At 76.4% G+C, this 19,100-nt stretch carries 12 protein-coding genes and 3 tRNA genes; 7 read left to right on the forward strand and 8 right to left on the reverse strand.

The features are described from left to right. Positions 1-376: 376 nt before the first annotated feature. The 3 genes from FHU37_RS29315 to FHU37_RS12265 all read right to left on the reverse strand — a co-directional run bounded on the left by FHU37_RS29315 (position 377) and on the right by FHU37_RS12265 (position 4,831). Positions 377-1,858, reverse strand: a complete 1,482-nt coding sequence (locus FHU37_RS29315; RefSeq protein ID WP_179814228.1) for a PP2C family protein-serine/threonine phosphatase — start codon at positions 1,856-1,858, stop codon at positions 377-379. 247 nt (positions 1,859-2,105) lie between these two features. After that, complete coding sequence (locus tag FHU37_RS12260) at positions 2,106-3,674, reverse strand: MptA/MptB family glycosyltransferase (RefSeq protein WP_179814229.1); 1,569 nt, start codon at positions 3,672-3,674, stop codon at positions 2,106-2,108. Positions 3,675-3,790: 116 nt separating this feature from the next. After that, positions 3,791-4,831, reverse strand: a complete 1,041-nt coding sequence (locus FHU37_RS12265; protein ID WP_179814230.1) for a glycosyltransferase family 2 protein — start codon at positions 4,829-4,831, stop codon at positions 3,791-3,793. A 292-nt stretch (positions 4,832-5,123) separates the two neighbouring features. Between FHU37_RS12265 and FHU37_RS12270 the strand changes: the two genes are divergently transcribed. Continuing rightward, entirely contained in the window at positions 5,124-6,044 is a 921-nt protein-coding gene (locus FHU37_RS12270; RefSeq protein ID WP_179814231.1) for a bifunctional DNA primase/polymerase, read from the forward strand. A 282-nt stretch (positions 6,045-6,326) separates the two neighbouring features. Here FHU37_RS12270 and FHU37_RS12275 read toward each other — a convergent pair whose 3' ends face one another. From FHU37_RS12275 to FHU37_RS12285, 3 genes are all read right to left on the reverse strand, one after another. Next, positions 6,327-7,313 (reverse strand): DUF5926 family protein, encoded by a 987-nt coding sequence (locus tag FHU37_RS12275; protein WP_179814232.1) that lies wholly within the window; start codon positions 7,311-7,313, stop codon positions 6,327-6,329. Positions 7,314-7,389: 76 nt separating this feature from the next. Next, positions 7,390-8,307, reverse strand: coding sequence for an ATP-binding protein (locus tag FHU37_RS28975; protein WP_376773931.1), 918 nt, complete (start codon positions 8,305-8,307; stop codon positions 7,390-7,392). 324 nt (positions 8,308-8,631) lie between these two features. After that, positions 8,632-9,426: a glycerophosphodiester phosphodiesterase gene (locus FHU37_RS12285; RefSeq protein ID WP_179814233.1), complete on the reverse strand. Its 795-nt coding sequence runs from the start codon at positions 9,424-9,426 to the stop codon at positions 8,632-8,634. Between the two features lie 371 nt (positions 9,427-9,797). On the opposite strand from FHU37_RS12285, the gene FHU37_RS12290 reads away from it, so the two are divergent. The 4 genes from FHU37_RS12290 to FHU37_RS29320 all read left to right on the forward strand — a co-directional run bounded on the left by FHU37_RS12290 (position 9,798) and on the right by FHU37_RS29320 (position 13,238). Next, positions 9,798-11,453 (forward strand): S1C family serine protease, encoded by a 1,656-nt coding sequence (locus FHU37_RS12290; RefSeq protein WP_312892573.1) that lies wholly within the window; start codon positions 9,798-9,800, stop codon positions 11,451-11,453. A 163-nt stretch (positions 11,454-11,616) separates the two neighbouring features. Then, positions 11,617-11,704 (forward strand) — tRNA-Ser (locus FHU37_RS12295). Positions 11,705-12,163: 459 nt separating this feature from the next. Next, a complete protein-coding gene (locus tag FHU37_RS12300) occupies positions 12,164-12,475 on the forward strand; it encodes a hypothetical protein (protein ID WP_179814234.1) in 312 nt (103 codons plus the stop codon). A 109-nt stretch (positions 12,476-12,584) separates the two neighbouring features. Continuing rightward, complete coding sequence (locus tag FHU37_RS29320) at positions 12,585-13,238, forward strand: MarR family winged helix-turn-helix transcriptional regulator (protein WP_179814235.1); 654 nt, start codon at positions 12,585-12,587, stop codon at positions 13,236-13,238. 44 nt (positions 13,239-13,282) lie between these two features. Here the strand turns inward: FHU37_RS29320 and FHU37_RS12310 are convergent, their stop codons facing one another. Further along, the gene (locus tag FHU37_RS12310) at positions 13,283-17,266 is read right to left on the reverse strand and encodes a PAS domain-containing protein (protein ID WP_179814236.1); all 3,984 of its coding nucleotides are present in this window, start codon (positions 17,264-17,266) and stop codon (positions 13,283-13,285) included. 239 nt (positions 17,267-17,505) lie between these two features. Between FHU37_RS12310 and FHU37_RS12315 the strand changes: the two genes are divergently transcribed. Beyond that, positions 17,506-17,596: transfer RNA gene (locus FHU37_RS12315), tRNA-Ser, on the forward strand. Between the two features lie 363 nt (positions 17,597-17,959). Continuing rightward, positions 17,960-18,032 (forward strand) — tRNA-Arg (locus tag FHU37_RS12320). Between the two features lie 101 nt (positions 18,033-18,133). Here the strand turns inward: FHU37_RS12320 and FHU37_RS12325 are convergent. Next, positions 18,134-19,072, reverse strand: coding sequence for an aldo/keto reductase (locus tag FHU37_RS12325; protein WP_179814237.1), 939 nt, complete (start codon positions 19,070-19,072; stop codon positions 18,134-18,136). Positions 19,073-19,100: the final 28 nt, after the last annotated feature.

The following is a 19,100-nucleotide window of genomic DNA, read 5'->3' on the forward strand; positions in this document are numbered from 1 at the left end:
CATGCCAGAGCTGTCCCCGCACCTCTGCGCTAGATCTGGGGGGACCCCCTGTTTCAGGATCCCACGGGTCGGTCACGCAGTGGGAGCCCTCACATGCAGCCTGTGGATAACTCAGCCGCCGCCCCGAACCCCGCTTGCAGGAAGGGGAAACCAGACAGGGAGGAGGCCCACAGGCAGGTAGGCGCAGGAAGGACCCCACAGACAGGTGCGCAGCAAGGACCCCACAGACAGGTAGGCAGCAGAAAGCCGGCCCACGGACAGGTGGCAGCAAGGGGCCCCACAGACGGCTGGGCAGCAAGGGGCCTCCAACGCACCCCACCCCCTGGTAGCCATCCGCGCGGCCCCCCACAGCCAGACAACCAGGGAGCGCACCCGCCTACCCCACCGTCGCCGCCAGCAGCGCCGCCGGCCGGGAGCGCGGGTGCCGGTCCAGCACGTACGAGCAGAAGCGCTCCGGATCCCGGCGCGCCGCCATCGGCGCCTCGGCCGCCACCGCCCGGAGCCGGGCCAGCCCGGTGTGCAGCGCGGCGTCTCCGGCCTCCACCAGCCCGTCGGTGTACATCAGCAGCAGGTCGCCGCCGTCCAGCTGCATCTCCACCCCCGGCGCCTCCCAGCAGGCGAGCGCCCCCAGGGGGGCCGACACCGCCGTGTCCACGAAGTGCGCGCCGTAGCCGGTGACCAGCAGCATCGGGCAGTGGCCGGCGTTGGCCAGGCTCAGCCGCCGCTGTCGGGTGTCCACGTAGGCGTACAGCGCGGTGGCGAGCTCGCCGGCGCCCGTGGTGCGCAGCAGCAGGTCGAGGTCGCCGAGGACGGACGGCGGGTCCTCGCCCTCCAGCACGGTGTAGGCCCGCAGTGCGTTGCGGAGCTGGCTCATCAGCCCGGCGGCGTGCGGCCCCTCCCCCACGACGTCGCCGACGGCCAGGCCGAGGCCGTCGCCCGGCAGCTCCAGCGCGTCGTACCAGTCGCCGCCGGGAGCCGTCCGTCCCCCACCGCCCCGGTAGCGGCCGGCGAGCCGGAGGCCGGGCAGGCGCGGGAGCCGGCCGGGCAGCATCTCGCGGTGCAGCGCGGCGGCGGCGCGGGAGATGCCGTCCCGGTCCAGCGCGTTGGCGATCATCTGCGCGCCGAACCGGCAGTAGAGGGCCACGAGGTGACGCTGCCGCTCGCCCGGCAGGCCGGCCGGGGCGGTCGTCTCGGTGGTCCCGCCGCGCCCCGCTTCCACCACGGCACCCGGGGCCGCGTCGTCGGCGCCGTCCACACAACCCGTCGCAGCCGACCCCCCGGGACCGACCGACCCCCCGGGACCAACCGACCCGGCCGACCCGGCCGCCCCCGCGACGCCCTCCACGCCGTCCCGTGCGTCGCCGTGGCCGAAGAACCAGGTGACCAGCCCCAGGTCGGTGTGGTCCGGAGTGGTCAGCCGTGCCGTGAAGTCGGCGCGGATCCCCAGCCGCCGGTAGACGTCCCGCCGACGCGGGTCCCGGCCCGGCTCGGCACCGCTGTCCTGGGACAGCCCGGTCCGCAGCCGGTGGTCGAGGCCGCGCGGCAGCCCGGACGCTTCCCCGTGGTCGTCCTCGGCGACCTCCAGCGCGCCGATGTCGGCCCGCTCCAGCCCCAGCGTGGCGATCGGCCCTGTGGGCGCGCCGGTGGTGAGGGTGACCAGGCCGCGTTCGGCCCCGATCAGCCGGGCGCCGGTGGCGAGCAACTCCCGGGCGGTGTCCCGGACCCCGCGCATTCGGCCCAGGCGTTCGGTGAACTGGTGCAGCCGGGTCAATTCGTCGATGTGGACGACGAGTTCGCGTCTGGTGGCGGAGGCGGCCGGGGAGCCGGGCCCGTCATTCTCGTGGTTCTCGCTGTTCACGGACGCACTCCTCCACCCCGGGGTGTGATCGCGTATTCGGTGGGCCGTGCGGCGTCGGCCGCCCGACCAATCGGGCCCATTGCCGGTGAGACGGGTGCGGGCAGGGCTGCGAACAGCATCTGACACCCCCATGTCGAGCTGTGCGTCAATAGTGACGCCATTACTACACGGGTGATGAGGGGGTGTCCACGATTTCCGTCGGGCATTTCCTCGCGATATCGAACAGCGTCGCGGCGCCGTCGAACAACTAACGGGAAATGGGTGCCGGAGGAGTTTCCCCGGAAGGCTTTTCGGTGTTTCGCCGCAGTCCCAGCACGGCCACCGCGACGAGCAGCCCGACGCCCACCACGGGCGCCACCGTGCCCCGCACCCCGCCGGCGACCCAGTCCAGCGCGGCCGGCAGCGCCACGGCCCGCCCGGGCACGTAGGCCCAGGCCAGCGTCGTGGTGCGGACCACCGCCAGCCGGTCCAGAGCGGTGGCGGGCAGCAGGGCCAGCGGGGCCCAGGCCATCACGTCGTACCAGGGCAGGCTGTACGGCGCGGTGAGCAGCCAGGCGAGCGAGAGCACCGCCGCCGCCCAGACGGCGTCCGTCTGCGCGGTGCGCGCGTCCGGCTCGGGCGTGTGGGCGCCCGGCCGCGAAGTGCGGGGAGTCCGCCCCAGCAGAGCGATCCGCCCCAGCAAGCCCACCGGCCTCAGCAAGCCCACCCGCCCCAGGTGGCGGACGAGCAGCCAGGTGACGGCCGCCATCAGCAGCCAGCCGACCAGGCCGATCAGCGAGCGCGCGGTCTCCTTGCCGAGCAGGGCCTCCAGCGGCCCGACCGTCAGCCGCAGCGGCACCGCCAGGGAGACCAGCCGCGCGTTCTCCCGCAACTGCTCCAGGCTGCCCAGCCCCACCGGCAGGTAGAGCAGCAGGCCGGTGGCCAGGCCGGGCAGCAGCATGGCCAGCGCCGCGCGCGGGTCCCGGCGCAGCCCCCACAGCAGGGCCAGCACGAAGAGGCCGAACGACAGCTTGGTGGCGCAGGCCAGGGCCACCAGCACGCCGCTCAGGACGGCCGCCGCGGTACCGCACCGCGCGCCACGGCGCGTCCCGGCCGCCACCCGGCGCCGGTGGCCGAGGGTGAGCACCCGCAGCGCGGCGACGGCGAAGAAGATGGCCAGGGCGTCCACGTGCGCGGCGTTGACCGCGACCAGCAGCAGCGGCGGGTTGAGCAGCCACAGCAGCGCCACCCGGGCCCGCCCCGCCTCGCCGCCCGCCATGTCCTCCAGGAGCCGGCCGGTGCCCAGGTAGGCGGCGGCCCCGAGCAGGGCCAGCACGAACACGATGGTGTGCACGGAGTCCCCGCCGACGACCGCGGCCAGCCACTGCTCGGCGGTGGCCACCGGGCCGTAGACGGAGGGGATGTCGGTCCACGGTGGTTCCACGGCCAGGCCCACCGGATCGCCGCGTTCCGCCAGCGTCGCGGCGGTCTGCGTGGACGGGTCGCCGCCGGTGGCCGCCAGCCGCCCGTAGGCGGCGTACACCAGGTGGTCGGCCGAGCCCATCGGCGGCACCAGCACCATGGCGAGCACGGCGGCGGCGCCGGCGGCGCGCAGTCGCCGCACGGACGGCGTCCAGCCGCGGCGCAGCGCCGTCAGACCCACCCAGAGCCCGACCCCGCCGGTCAGCACGGCCGCGGTGAGCAGCGCCCAGACCAACCAGCCGGTTCCCGCACCGTCGGGATCGGCGGGGGAGAGCCGGTAGGGCGGCAGCCAGGAGGGTCCGCCGCTCAACGGGGGCTGCGCCGCGGACTCGCCGAGCACGCCGGTGAGGAGCACCAGCGCGATCCCGACCGCAAGGCAGGTCAGGGCGGTCCGGCCGGCGCGCTCCGGGGCGGGTCGGGGGCGTGCGGGGGGCGTGGAGCGCGAGGGGGAGGCGTGTGCGGGGTCGGCGGTCAACGCCCGCCCCGGGGACGGCCGGCCGTCGCCCGGTCGGCCAGCCGACGTGCCCCGAGGGCCGCGCGGCGGCGGGCCTCGGCGAGCGCGACGGGCAGCTCACGGGCGCCCAGGGCCAGCGCGACGTGGGCGAACTGCCGCCCCCGGTGCACCTGGGAGCGCAGGTCCGTGCCGGTGACCCGGTGGTGGAACTCCACCTCGACCTCCCGCACCCGGTAGCCGGCGGCGAGCAGGTCGACGGTCAGGCCGGTCTCCACGCCGAAGCCGTGGGCGAGCGGCAGCGCCGCCTCGAAGGCGGCGCGGGTCAGGCAGCGTTGTCCGGACAGCGGCTGGGTGGCCTGGAAGCCGGTGGTGCGGCGGATGCCCTCGCGGGAGAGCCGGACCACGAAGCCGTGGCCGCCGCCGGCGCGCTTCTGCGGCGGCAGCACGGCGATGGTCATGTCGGCCTCGCCGGCGCGCACCGGGGCGGCCAGCGGTCCGGCGTTCGCGGCGGTGTCCCGCAGGTCGGCGTCGAGGAACAGCAGGTGGCGCGGTGCCCGAACCGCCCCGGGGGCCTCGGCCCCGGTGGCCCCGGCGGGCCCGAACCCAGCGGCCCCGCCCCCGGGCTCCGTCTGGCCGCCCCGGGCCTGGCGCGCCCGTGCGGCCTGCACGTCCTCCACGGCCGCCACGGCCGCCGCGCCGGTCTCCATGGCGGCGGCCTTGCCCCGGTTGCGCGAGTGCCGCACCACGACGGCACCGGCCGCGCGCGCCTTCTCCGCGGTGGCGTCGTCGGAGCCGTCGTCCACCACGACCACCAGGTCGACGCCGTCCAGGGTGGCGGCGGCGGCCACCGTCTGGGCGATCCGCGCCTCCTCCCGGTAGGCGGGGATCACCACGGCGACGTCCGCGGGCGCGCCGCCGGCGGCGTCCTCCCGCCTGGCCTGCGAACGCTCCCCCTCCCCCGAACGCTCCCCCTCCTGGGGCCGCTCCCCCTCGGGGTGGCGGGACTCGTGCGCGGGCTCGGACGGCGCGTGCCGCGAGGACGTCTCGTGCTGCTCCATGTGAGCGATCGTACGTTTCGGTGCCCTCGGCGCGCCGTTTCGACTCCCCGGCCGGTGGAACCTATACCCGTAGTGATGCGTCTGCGTTGCCGTAGGACCGGTTGACCGACGCACCGCCGCGGCACCCACCGTCCCTGTGCTGCCGCGGTCGGGGCGGCATGACAGCACTCCCGATGCGTAATCGCCACCCAACGCCACCCCTCGCCAGGTTTCGCTCCCTCGGTGTGGCATGGTGCGCTTTCGAAGGTGTCACGGAAAGCTCCTATACGGTCACGGAAGGGAACGAGCGCACATGCGCGAGATCCTCTCAGGGCGACTCGGACTCGCCTCCCCGCAGCGCGAGACGGCGCTGACCTGCGCCCTCAGTTGGCGCTGGGCGGTGGTACCCGGGGCCGGAATACACCGCGGGGGCGGTCGCCTCTCCCGCGGCGCCTTCGGTTCGTCCGCCCTGGGCGGCTCCCGCGACGCGCGTGACACCCGCGACGCACGCGGCTCCCGGGAATTCCGGGGCCTGGGCGCCCTGCTCGGCGGCCACCGACGGGAGTCGGCGCGGGCCCGGCGCGCCGCCGGGCCGCTGTGCCGCTGCGGCCGACCGGACTGCGCGGTGCCGGGAGCCCACGCGCTCGACCCGCAGCTGGCCGCGGCGACGCGGGACGGCCGGATGGTGCGCTGGTGGTGGAGCCGCCGGCCGGACGCGCCGGTGGTGGTGCCCACCGGGGACCGGGTCTCCGCCGTGGCGCTGCCCGCGCTCGCCGGCGCGCGGGCCCTGGTGCGGTTCGACCGGGCGGGGGTGCGCACCGGTCCGGTGATCGCGGCGCACGGCCGCCACCTGTTCCTGGTCGCCCCCTACACCTTCGACGACCTCGGGGAGATCCTCGACGAGCAGGAGTGGGTGCCGACCACGCTGCGCTACCACGCCAGGGGCGGTTACCTGGAGCTTCCGGTGCTGCACGGCCTGACGGAGCCATCGGCGGGGCGGTCGACGCGGCTGTCCCGCCAGGCGCGCTCGGTGGACGTGCCGCGCCAGCCGCTCCCGGGCCGGGGCGCCCGGTGGGTCCGTCCGCCGGTGCCGGCCGGTCACTCCGCGGCGGGGCGCTCGTCGCTGGTGCCGCTGTCCTACGGGCCGCCGTGGCTGCCGGTGATCCGCGACCTGGCGGACGTGCTGATCGAGGAGACCCGGCGGATTCCGGCGGACAGCCGGATGCCCGGGTGACGGGGGCCGTGACGCCCGGATGGCACGGTGGCGCCGGACGGCGGGGGATCCTCTGGCCGCCGCCCGGTGCACGGCGCCGGGGGACGACGGGACCCGACCGCCGGCGACGGGGGATGCACCAGCGATCGGGTCGACCACCACGCTAACAAGGCGGTCGCGGTGGCGCACCCGGGACGGCGAACGGAGCGCCGGAAACCCCCGCCGGTCCGCCGCCGCCGTGCGGCCGGAGCCGTCCGTCGCGCGGCGTCGGAGCGGCGCGACGGACGGTTCCAGCGGGCTGGCTCAGCTGATGGTCAGCTGCCGGTTCAGCAGGCCGTCGCGGGCCCGCCGCTCCGCCGGGCTCAGCGGCCCGGTCTCGGCGAGCGCCTCGGCCAGCCGGCCGGCGAACTCGGCGGCCGGCTTCTCCACGTCCTCCGCGCCCATCGGCACCGGCAGGTCCCACACCGGCACCAGCAGCCCGTGCGCCCGGAAGGAGCCCACGAAGCGGGTCCCCTCGCCGAGGCCGGACGCGCCGGCGGCGTGCAGCCGGGCCAGCGCCTCGAGCAGGGCCTCCTCCTCGTGCGGCATCACCCAGCGCAGGTGGTTGCGGTCGCCGGCGCGGCACCAGTAGGCGGCCTCCACGCCGGTGAGCCGGACCGTCGGCACGGCGGCGGCGTTGGCCCGCTCCAGCGAGGCCGCCACCTCGCCCTGCGGGTTCTCCATGCCCTCCAGCCAGAACTCGAAGCCCTCGTGCACGGTGACGTCCAGCGGCACGGAGGTGTCCAGCAGGTCGGGCAGGCGCGGGCCGTCCGGCGCCGGCACGGACTGCGGGACCGGCTCGCCCGGCTCGTTGCGCAGCGCCCGCGCCAGCGCGTGGCCGAGGTCGCGGGCGACGTCGCCGCTGGACCCCTGGGTCTGCAGGCCGATGAGCACCTTGCCGTCCGCCCGCTTCATCCCCGGCCAGGCCAGCGGCAGCACGGTGGCCAGGGTGATGGGGGTGTCCTCGGCGCCGTACTCGGCGGCGACCTCGGGGCGCAGGGTCAGCGGCGCGGTGGCCGCCGGCACCAGCTCCCGCATGGCGACCCAGTCGCACTCGCCCGCCATTCCCTCGAATGGACGCCGGACGAGTCGCTGGACGGCGTGCGCTGCCTCCTTGCCGTGGCATGCCTTGTAGCGGCGGCCCGAGCCGCACGGGCAGGGCTCGCGGGCTCCGACGACGGGCACCGCCCCGTCGGCCGGTGTGGCGGGACGGCTGGTGCGGGGCGCCTTCTTGGCGGCCTTCTTCGCCATGCGGGGTTACTCCCGATGCAGTTCGTATCTGTCCGATCTGCGCGGAAGCGTAACGACTCCCGGCCGGGGCGCGGTGTCACGGTGGGTCAGGGAACTCGTCGGCGAACCGCTCCAGCAGCGCGGCCTCCTCCTCGGGCCCGAGAACGTCCTCCGACGGGCCGGTCCCACGGCCGCCCGCGGGCCCCCGTCCGTGCCCGGAACCGGGGCCGGACGGGTGTGCCGCCGCAGCTCCCGGCCCCGCTCCCGCTCCGTGGCCGCGCGGGGTCGGACCGAGCCGGCCGTGTCCCGGGCGGCCGAGCTCCCGTTCCCGGGCGGGCGTGCGGGGGGCCGGATCCTCCGCCTCGGACTGCGGATCCGCCTTGCGCTGGACCGGCAGCCCGGGGCGGCGGGCGTGCCGCGCGCGGACCGGCAGCACCGCCCAGACCGTCACCTCGCCCTGCGCGCCGTCCTCGAACCCCCAGTCCAGGGCGAGGGTGGCGACGATGCCGAGGCCGCGCCCGCCGTGCGCCGTCAAGGACGGCATGGCCGCGCGGGGGCGGGTCGGGCCGCCGCCGTCGGTGACCTCCAGCCGCAGCAGGCCGTCCACGGTGATCCGCCAGTGCGCCCGGATCACCCCGCCGCCGTCCGGCGCCGGGGCGGTGGCGGTTCCGGTTCCGTTGGCCGTGGCGGGGGCCTCGGCGGTCTCCTGGGTGTGGCGGGCCAGCGGCAGCGAGCCGACGGGCACCGCCCCCACCTGTCCCAGCTGCCCCACCGGGCCGGCGGGCCCGAGCGGCGCCGAGCCCAGCGGCACGGTCACCGCCACCGGCGTGCGGGGCGTGGTGGTGGGCGGCCGGAGGTCCTCGGCGTCGTCCACCAGGCGCGGGTCGAGCGGGCGGCCGTGCCGGAACGCGTTGCTGAGCAGTTCCGAGATGATCAGGGCGGCGTCGTCCACCACCGGTTCGGGCACCTGTCGCTCGTCGAGTTCGCCGCAGAGCCGGCGCCGCGCGATGCTCACGCTGGACGGACCGTGCGGCAACAACAAGGTCGAGGAAGTGGGCACGTCACGCGCCGTCACCACCGCCACCCCCGTACCTCCCTCGCCCAACGCCACGGGATGAATGCCCCGGTTCGACCGAATGGAAACGGCGCGGAGCGGATCCGCCACCGCGCGGATTGGAGTTCGACCGGGAGCCGCACCGGATGGGTGCCGTGGGCCGGATCGGTGTTCGTGTGGATGGCGGATTGCGATATGCCCGGACGGTCCGCCGTGCGGCCGTTCCCCCGTGGGCCTGCGTCACCGTGTCCCCATTCCTGTTCGCGTGTTCAGCCGTGACGGGTGTCAGCCGTCGAGCATCTCGCGCACCAGCCGGGGACGATTGGTGATGACCGCGTCCACCCCCAGCCGAATGCACAGCTCAATGTCTGAGATCTCGTCAACTGTCCATACGTAGAATTCTTTTCCCGCGTCGTGCAGCCGCCGCACGGACCCCGGGCGTTCCCGTACGGCGGTGATGGACGGCGCCGCCGCCTGCGCGCCGGCGGGAAGCCGGCCCCCGTGCGGAAGCGGTACGCCGTTGCCCAGGAAGGCCAGCGGCAGCCCCGGGGCCATCCGCCGCAGCCGGACCAGGGCCAGTCGGGAGAAGCTCATCACCCGGACCGAGCGCGGCCGGCCCGGCGCGGGCAGTCCGTGGTGGCGCAGCAGCTCCACCAGGCGCCGTTCGACCAGGCCGCCGTGGCGGTTGGGGTGCTTGGTCTCCACGAACAGCTCCAGCGGCCGTCCGGCGTCCCTGACGAGCTCCAGCAGTTCCCGCAGCTCCAGCACGGCGGCGGGGCGTCCCGTCTTCCAGGAACCGAAGTCCAGGGCGCGCAGCTGTGCCAGGGTGAGGGTGGAGACGGCGCCGTGGCCGTCCGAGGTGCGGGCGACCGTCCGGTCGTGCAGGCAGACCAGGTGACCGTCCGCGGTGAGCCGGACGTCGCACTCCAGGCCGTCGGCGCCGTCGGCGATGGCCTGGCGGTATGCCTCGATGGTGTGCTCGGGATGGTCCCCCGAGGAACCGCGGTGTGCGATCACCCGGGGGCGGAACGGAAGGGCGTCCTGTCCGGTCAGGTCGCCGGGGCTCGTCCGGGTGGTCATCTGCGTCACCTCCCCCGAAGTCGTCGCGGTGCCCATTCCCCATCATCCGGGCGATCTACCGCGAGAGCCCTCGGATCGGCATCCGAACGGGTGCTCGCGGCCGCGCAATGGCGGAAACCTCCGTGCACCGTGAGCTGCGGTGTACCCCCGAGCGCCCTCGTGCTCCATGAGCGCATGTGAAATCTGTCACATAGAATCGAGGGACGCCTGCCGACTCCAGGCCGCTGGCATGCGCGTGTATTCGCGCCGTAAGGCTGCTGACCAGCGGACATCGCGCGCTCTTACTGCGGGCAGACGTCGCACGGGGCAGTCTTGGTTCAGCGCCACGCGGGACCGGTAACCCCGCGCGGACCAGTCGGAGGAGGACGACCGTGACGTCGCACGAGGAGCACGCCCTGGGAGCGGGGCCGGCCAAGTCGCCCGCCGCGCAGGAGACCGCCACCGCCCACGCCCCGAGCCAGAACGCGAGTCCGAGCCAGCACGCGAGCGCCGGCCAGCACGCCGGCCAGCACGCCAGTGCCGGCCAGAACCCGGGCGCCGGCCCGGGCACCGGCGCCGGCCAGAGCCAGGGGCCGGAGGCCGCCGCCGGGCCGGCGGGGGCCACCGGCGTGCACGCGCCGCAGTCCCCGGCCCCCGCCCACCACGGCCACGCCCCGCAGCCGGCGCCGGCCGGAACGGCCACCACGCAGGCGTTCCCCACCCTGGGCCACGCCCACGCGGCCGCGCCCGGGGGCCAGGGTGCCTCCGCCTACCACCCGGGGCAGCCCGGCCAGCCGGGCCACGGCCAGCCGGGATACCCGCAGCAGCCCCCGCAGTACCCCTACGGCGGCCCGCCCGCCCAGCCGCCGGGCGTCGGCCACCCCGGTTTCCCGCCCGGCCCGGGCGGCCCGGCCGCCGGTGACCGCGGCCGTCGGCGCGGGGTGGTCGGCCTGGTGGCGGCCACCGCGATCCTCGCGGCGGCCATCGGCGGCGGCGTGGGCGCCTTCGTCGGAGAGCGCGACTCCGGCAGCACCGGCACCTCGCTGAGCGCCCCGCTGGACCCGGAGGCGGTCAACCGCGCCCCTGACTCCATCGCCGGCATCGCCCAGGCGGCCCTGCCCGGCACGGTCACCATCAGCGCCACCGGCGGCAACGAGGCCGGCACCGGCACGGGCTTCGTCTACGACACCGCCGGCAACATCCTCACCAACAACCACGTGGTGGCCCCGGCCGCCGACGGCGGCGAGCTGAACGTGGTGTTCTCCGACGGCTCCAGCCACCCGGCGTCCATCGTCGGCCGCGCCCCCGGCTACGACGTGGCGGTGATCCGGCTGGACGACCCGGAGGGCGTCGACCTCCAGCCGCTCCAGCTCGGCAACTCCGACGAGGTGGTGGTCGGCGACACCGCCATCGCCATCGGCGCCCCGTTCGGCCTGAGCGGCACGGTGACCTCCGGCATCGTCAGCGCCAAGGACCGCCCGGTGGCCTCCGGCAGCAGCGACGGCAGCCAGGCCTCCTACATGAACGCACTGCAGACCGACGCCTCCATCAACCCCGGCAACTCCGGCGGCCCGCTGCTCGACGCCAGCGGCCGGGTGATCGGCGTCAACTCCGCCATCCGCTCCACCGGCGGCGGCAGCCCGTTCGGCCAGGAGGAGGCCGGCAGCATCGGCCTCGGCTTCGCCATCCCGATCAACCAGGCCAAGTGGGTCGCCGACCAGCTGATCGAGGACGGCACCGCCGAGTACGCCAACCTCGGCGTCCTCTACAACCAGCAGTACAGCGGCGTCGGCGCCCAGATCATGCCGCAGGAGGTCCAGGGCCAGGAGCCGGTCACCCCCGGCGGCCCGGCGGACGAGGCCGGCCTGGAGCCGGGCGACGTGATCACCCGCATGGACGACAGCGCCATCGACAGCGGCCCGACGCTGGTCAGCGAGATCTGGAGCCACAAGCCCGGCGACCAGGTGGAGGTCACCTACATCCGCGACGGCGAGACCCACACCACCACCGTCACCCTCGGCTCCCGCAACGCCGACGCCGACAGCTAGGCGCATCCATACCGGCGGGGAGCGGCGGCGGGTGCCGCGCGGCCGGGACGTCCTCCTCCGTCCCGCCGTGCCACCGGCCACCGGCGGCACCGTACCGGCGCCGTCGCTCCCCGCCGCGGCCCCCCGCGCCGCCGCACGACCCGCTAGGCTTTCCCGCGCACCTGGAGAGCTGCCCGAGCGGCCTAAGGGAACGGTCTTGAAAACCGTCGTGGCGTCACGCGTCACCGTGGGTTCGAATCCCACGCTCTCCGCTGGGCGCGCGTGAGCGCGTGGTGTGTCGTGCGGAAGGGCCCCGGCTGGTGCCGGGGCCCTTCGTGTGTGCGGGTGCGGGGCGCGGGGACGGGGTGGTGTGGGGGCGTGCGGTGGGGGGCGTGCGGTGGGGGGTTCGCGCCCCCCTGGTGAGACGCGCGCGGGGTGCGCGCCGGGAGGAGGGGTGGGAGGGGCGCGGAAGGCGGCCGTTCGGGGGAGGAACGGGGTGCCCGGGGGTGCGAACCGTAACGCCGCGCGCGCCCGATCGTTATCGGCCACCGTTCTCGTCGTCCCCCGTGCGGGCGAACGGCGGCGATCACCCGAGTGGCCGAGAAAGCCCCGGGGGAATCTGTCGGTGCGGCGCCGGGGCAGCACCCCGGACGGGTCGCGGGGCAACGGCCGGCCCCGCGTCGTGGAAGCCGCGACCGCCAGCAACACCACCAATGAGGGAGGACCTCATCATGGCTCCTGTCCGTGTCGCCCGTCTGTCCACCGCCCTGGTCGCGGTCCCGCTGGCGCTGGGCCTCTCGCTCGCCGGTGCCGGAGCCGCCCACGCGGACAACGGTTCCATCGCCGACGACGGCGCGAACAGCACCGCCGTCACCACGAGCGACTCCGGGAACCACAAGGGCGACGTCAACGGCAGCAACTACACCGTCACCCCGCAGGTCGCCACGGGGGACGGCGCCGCCAACTACGCCACCACGGTGAACCTCAACGAGACCAGCGGCATCACGGCGCTCAACTTCGGCCCGATCTTCCTGCGCTTCTGATCGGCCGGGGCGGTGGCGCGGGGCGGTGTCCGGTGGGGGACGCCGCCCCGCGCCCGTCCGGCCCCGGGGGCACTTCCGCGCCGTCGGGGGAGGTGCCTAGAATAGTTGTGTGAACCAACTACCCTCGGAGGTGTCCGTGGCCGCGACCGTGGATGGAGCCGCCCCGGACGCTCCCGCCCGCGACCTGGCCGAGCCGTCGCCGTCCTCGACCGGTGACGCGGAGCCGCTCGCCGACGCCGTCGACGAGGCGGTCGTTGCGCCCGCCGACGAAGCGCCCGTCGACGAGACGGTGGTGGGCGTGGAACGGGAGCTGAGCTACCTGGTCAAGCGGGCCCTGCGGTCGGTGCCCAAGGCGACCGACAACGAGTCCGACCGCTCCCGGTACCCGCTGGTGGCCCACCTCGGCGCGCACGGCCCCATGCGGATGAGCGACCTCGCCGAGTACTTCGCGCTGGACAAGTCCACGATCAGCCGCCAGGTGCACCACCTGGAGGCGGACGGGCTGATCGAGCGCACCGTGGACCACGAGGACCGCCGCGCCTACCTGCTCGCCCTCACCGAGCGCGGCCGCGAGGCGCTGCGCACCTGGCGGCGGGCCCGCCACCGCTTCCTGGGCGACATGCTGCGGGACTGGCCGGAGCAGGACCGCCGCGAGTTCGCCCGACTGCTCGCCCGGTTCAACGAGTCCATGGAGCAGTGCCAGGTCGCGGCCGGGCAGCCGCAGCCGGTCGACGGCCTGCCGACCCCGCCGCCCGCCGGCTGACCACCGCGCGGCGCCGCCGGGTGCGCGGCGCCGCGGGGGCGCGGTCACCACCCCGGGTACGGGGCGCCGATCTTGCACAGCAGGTCCACGATGCGCTGCTGCACCTCCGCGTCGGTGGAGCGCTCCGCGAGGAACAGCATCGTCTCGCCGGCCCGCAGCCGGTCCAGGTCCGACCCGGCCATGCCCACCGAGGTGTAGACGACCAGCGGAGTGGAGTGCAGCTGGTCGTTGCCGCGCAGCCAGTCGATGATGCCCATCCGCCGGCGCCGCACCAGCATCAGGTCGACCACCACCAGGTGCGGCCGCACCGTCGACGCCTTCGCCACCGCCTCGCTCTCCGAGGCGCAGTGCACCACGTGCATCCCCCGGCGCTCCAGCGCCTGGGCGAAGGCCCCCGCGATGTCCGGGTCGGACTCTATGAGCAGCACCCGGGTCGGGTGGCCGCCGGCCTCCCGGGCGGCCAGCGCGCGCAGCAGCACGGCCGGATCGGCGCCGTAGGCGGCCTCCCGGGTGGCGTGTCCGAGCCCGGCCGTCACCAGCACCGGCACCCGCTCGGCGACGGCGGCCGTGCGCAGCGACTCCAGCGCCGTCCGGGTGATCGGCCCGGTGAGCGGGTCGACGAAGAGCGCGGCCGGCCGGGCCGGCGCGTGCGCGGCCACCTCCTGCGGGGAGCTGACCGCCACCGGCTCGAAGCCGCGCTCCATCACGTCCCGACGGGTCGTCTCCTCCGGCTCCGGCCAGACCAGCAGCCGGCGCGGACCGCCGTCCAGGGACGGCGCGATCATCGTCGGGTGGTCGCCGGTGTCCATGCCGCCGTCGGAGCCCTCGGCCTCGTGGACGCCGGGCGGCTGCGCGGGCGCCTGCGGCGGGTGTGCCGGATGCGGCGGGACGCCGGGCTGCGGCTGCCCGAGCTGGGGTTGTCCGAGCGGGGGTTGCCCGAGCTGGGGCTGGGCCAGGCCGGGGTGGCCGGGCTGGTAGCCCGGATCGAAGCCGGGCGCCGGGGCCGCCGCCGGGTCGGGCGCGGCGCCGGGGGCGAGGGCGCCCACCGGCGCCTGTGGGCCGGTGCCGAGCGCGCGGCCGCGCCCGCGCGGGCGGGCGCCGGCCATCGCGCCGGCCGCCTCCGCGGGGACGTACTGCCCGGGGACCCGCGCCTGCTCGCCCGCGGCCTGCCCGCCGGCGGGGATGGCCCCGGGCGCGGCCGGGGGGAGCGCGGTCAGGCCGTCGGCGGCGGGCGCGCCGTCCGGGCCCGGCTGGCCGGCCGGGCCCTGCTGCGGGGCCGCCAGCCGGCGGCGCCGTCCGCCGCCGGCGCGCAGCGCGCCGACCGGACCGTCCGCCGGCACGGCGCCGCCCACCGCGCCGGGTGCGGGCACCGGGCCGAGCTGGCCGGCGCCGTGCGGCTCCAGCTCCGTCGGGCCGACCGGGCTGTCCCAGGCGTCGGCCAGCGGGGTGTCCGCCGGCTCCGGCGGGTGCCCGGCCGCCGGCGCGGGGGCACCGGCCGGGTGCGGGGTGTGCGGCCTGCCGGGCGGGGTGGGCGGGTGGCCGGGGAGCGCCGGGACGCCCCCGCTGGTGTCCGTCCAGGGATCGCCCACCGCGCCGGGGACGCCGACCGGAACGCCGACGGGAGACGCGCCGGACGGGGCCGCCGGCGCGGCGGCGGGCGGGGTGGGGGCAGGGGGCAGCGCGTGCGGGCCGGCGGGCAGGGCGAACGGCGACTGCTCCTCGCCGGGGCGCTCCGGCGAGGACGCGCCGCTGCCGGCGGGCAGCGCGCGGCCCCGGGCACGGCGACCGCTCGGGCGCAGTTGCCGGGCCACGCCGCCGGGAGCCGCCGGCGAGCCGGGAACGCCCGGCGCGCCCGCCGCGACCGGCATGCCGGGCCGCCCGGCCATGGGGGCGGAGGCCGGCTCCAGGGCCGCGAAGCCGTGCCCACCACCCTGGCCGGCCGGCTGGCCGCCGGCGGTCGCGGGCAGCAGTTCGGCGGCCGGGGAGGGGGCGCCCGACGCCCCGCCCTGGCCGGCCGCGGCGGCCGGGCCGGTCGGTCCGGCCGGCAGCGCGAAAGCGTGGGAGCCGTCGCGGCCCGTGGCCTGCGCGGTGGCACGGCCGGGCCCGCCGGCCGTGCCCGGCGCCTGGGGGGCGGGTGGCTGGGGCGCGTGCGGTGCCGCCTGCGGCGGCTGGGGGCCGTGGGGTGCCTGGGGGCCGTGCGGGCTCTGGGGGGCGCCGGTGCCGCCCTGCCCGGGCGTGGCGCCGGGTGCCCGGCCGCCCGCCGGCAGGGCGTGCGCCATCCGCCTGGGTGCCGGGACCGGCAGCGCGGCCCCGCCCGGCGCACCGGCACCGGCGGCACCGGCCGGGCCGGCGGGTCCGTCCGGGCGGCCGGCGTCCGGGGCGGCCGCCCCGTCGGCGCCCACCCCGCCCACCGGGACCAGGACCGTCTCCGACTCCCGGGGCCGGCCGTCGGTGCCCTCGCCGCGGGTCTCCGCCGGCGCCGCCGGCTCCGGCCGCAGCGGCAGTTCGACGACGTGCCGCGTCTCGCGTCCGGCCTCGCTGACCGTCTGCAGGGTGCCGCCGTGCGCCTCCACGACGGCCTGGGCCATCGGCAGGTACAGCGGGCTGGCGGCCGAGCCGGGCCCGTGCACCTCGATGCGCAGCAGCGACTCCTCGCGCCGCGCGGTGAGCACCACGCCGGCGCCGGTGTCCACCGAGAGCGCGGCGTCCGTCACCAGGTGGGCCAGGGCCTGGGTGACCCGCGGCACGTCGACCGACAGGGTGACGTCCTCGGCCTCCACGGCGGTCTCCGCCCGGCCCGGGCCGAGCAGTGCCTGGGCCGCCTCCACGGCGCGGCCGAGCAGCGTGGCGGCGTCGGTCTCCGCGTAGCGCAGCGGGATCCGGCCGGACTCGAAGCGGTGGTGGTCCAGCACCGTCTCGGTGGCCCTGGTCAGCCGCGCGCACTCGGCGGACAGCTCCACCAGCGCCCGGTTGGCCTCCGGCCACAGCGAGCCCGCCGGGTCGCCGCCCAGCTTGTCCAGCCCGGCCTGGATGCGGGCCAGCGGGGGCAGCACCTCGGTCTCCAGGGCCGCCGCGAGCTGTTCGTTGCGGCGGGCCAGCGCGCGCAGCGCGGTGGAGTCGGTGAAGGTCATCAGGGCGCCGGCCAGCCGGCCGTTCTCCTGGACCGGCACGGTCGTGACGTCCACCACCACCGGGCGGCCGTCCCGGCGCCACAGCACGTCCCCGCGGCGGCGGTGCCGGACGCCGGTGCGGAGGGTGTCCAGCAGCAGGGACTCCTCCTCCGGCATCGGGGTGCGGTCCGCGCGCGAGTGCTGCACCAGCGGGTGCAGCTCCTTGCCGCCCATGTCGCTCGCCCGGTAGCGCAGGATGCGGGCGGCGGCCGGGTTGACCAGCACCACCTTGCCCTCGGTGTCGATCCCGACGACGCCCTCGGCGGCGGCCCGCAGGATCAGCTCGGTCTGCCGCTGCATGCGCTGCAGCTCGGCTTCGAGGTCTGCCTCGCCGGTCACGTCGCGGGCGGTGATCAGCAGCAGTTCGCCGTCGCCGTAGCCGGCGGTGGCGAATCCCCCGCCGGGGGAGAAGCCGGCGGAGGCGCCGAAGCCGGAGCCGCCGAGGTAGCCGGCGGAGCCGTAGCCGGAGGGCGACGCCGGGTAGGGGTAGCCGCGCGAGGAGGAGAACGGGTCGCCGCCGGCGTTCGGGTCCGGGTGCGGGGGCACCGGGCAGGTGGAGATCTCGACGGTGCGCGGGGTGCCGTCGGTGCGCCGCGCCGTCATCCGCTCCGGCCCGTAGCGCGGGGTGGGGGACCCTTCCGGGCGCAGCGAGCCGGGCAGCCGGCCGGGGTCGAAGGACGGGAGGAGGTCGAGCAGGCCGCGGCCGACGAGCCCGGTCCCCGGGCTCTGCAGCATCTCCAGGGCTGTCGCGTTCGCGCTGACGATCGTCCCGTTCCGGTTCACCAGCAGCAGTGCGTCCGGCAGGGCGTCCAGTATCGCGGCGAGGCGAGCAGCGCCTCGGTCCGGCGGGCTGCTCACGGCGAGCGGTCCTCCCTGCTTGGTCCTGCCTGCTTCGTGCCGGTGCCCCTGGCCCCGCGTCCCGGGTGCGCGCCCGGGGTGCGGAACGGTGGTGGACACCCCTAGGCACTATCCCATTCTCTTTGCAGTGCCGAGGACGCGCCTAGTAACCTGGCCACAGGTTGGAGCAGCCGCCTCGGCTGTGCAATCATCCATGCGCGGACTTCCCGTCCACAATGGGCTCAGGGGAGTGCGTCACTGGAGGCTTCGCCTAGTCTGGTCTATGGCGCCGCACTGCTAATGCGGTTGGGGGCTACAACCCCCTCCCGGGTTCAAATCCCGGAGCCTCCGCGCTTGTTCGGGCAGCCCCGGACGACGGTTCATCCGTCGGCCGGGGCTGTCGGCGTTTCCGGGCCGGTGCACGGGTGGGGTCCGGCGGCGCGTGCGGACGGCTGTTCGGTGTGTTCGCTGTGGGCGAACAGCGGGTGGGGGCGCCGGGGCCGCGGCGGTCGGCGTCGGTGTGGGCGGTCGGGTGGGCGGGCGGTCGGGCGGTGTGGGCCGGGCGTGCCGAGGGCTCGTTGCGGGGCTCGTGGCGGGGCTCCGGCACGGGGCGTGGCGGGCCCGGCGGCCGTGGCCCGGCCAATCGATTTCGGCTTCCACCCCGCGGTCATGTAATGTTGTCCTCGCGAACGACGGGCGGAACGGCCCGGAAAAGCGCTCGTAGCTCAACGGATAGAGCACTTGACTACGGATCAAGAGGTTGCAGGTTCGAGTCCTGCCGAGCGCACACCAGTCGCAGAGGGCCCCGACCACACGGTCGGGGCCCTCTGCGTCGTGCCGTCCGGGTGCCGCCGGGCCCCGCGGGTGCCCGGGCCGGCCGGCCCGGGCTCAGGCGGAGGCCTCGTCCAGCCGCCGGACCTCCTCCGCCGACAGCTCCAGCTCCACCCCGGTCAGCAGGTCGTCGAGCTGCTCGGGCTTGCGGGCGCTGGCGATCGGGGCGGTCACGGTGGGCTTGGCCACCAGCCAGGCCAGCGACACCGCGGTCACCGACACCCCGCGGGCGGCCGCGACCTCGTCCAGCGCCGCCAGCACCCGCGGGCCGCGCTCACCGCGCAGGTACTCCGTGGCGCGGCCGGCCCGGGCGCCGGCCGCCTCGGCGCCCGGCCGGTACTTGCCGGTCAGGAAGCCGGAGGCGAGCGCGTAGTAGGGCAGGAAGCCGAGGCCCTCCCGGCTGATCAGCTCCCGCATCCCGCCGTCCTCGTACTCCTCGCGCTCCACGAGGTTGTAGTGGCCCTGGTAGGCCACGTAGCGGGCCAGCCCGCCCTCGTCGGAGACGGCCAGGGAGGCCGCGAGCCGTTCCGGGGAGTGGTTGGAGGCGGCGATGTGGCGGACCTTGCCGGCGCGCACCAGCTCGTCGAGGGCGCCGATGGTCTCCTCGACGGGGGTGTCGGGGTCCTGGTAGTGGGTGTAGAGCAGGTCGATGCGGTCGGTGCGCAGCCGGCGCAGCGAGGCCTCCACGGCGGCCTTCAGGGTGGCCGCGCCGAGGCCCTTGAACTCCGGGTGGGCGCCGGCCTTGGTGGCCAGCACGACGGCGTCGCGGTTGCCGCGCCGGGCCATCCACTCGCCGAGGATCGTCTCCGACTCGCCGCCCGAGTTGCCTTCGGCCCAGGCCGAGTAGACGTCGGCGGTGTCGACGAAGTTGCCGCCGCGCGCGGTGTAGGCGTCCAGCACGGCGAAGGAGAGCTCCTGGTCGGCGGTCCAGCCGAAGACGTTGCCGCCGAGGGCGAGCGGGTGGACGTTGAGATCTGAGGTGCCAATGGTGACCATGTGACGCACAACGCATCGGTCGCGGCGC

Source organism: Allostreptomyces psammosilenae (assembly GCF_013407765.1).
In the GTDB taxonomy this organism is placed as follows: Bacteria; Actinomycetota; Actinomycetes; order Streptomycetales; family Streptomycetaceae; genus Allostreptomyces; species Allostreptomyces psammosilenae.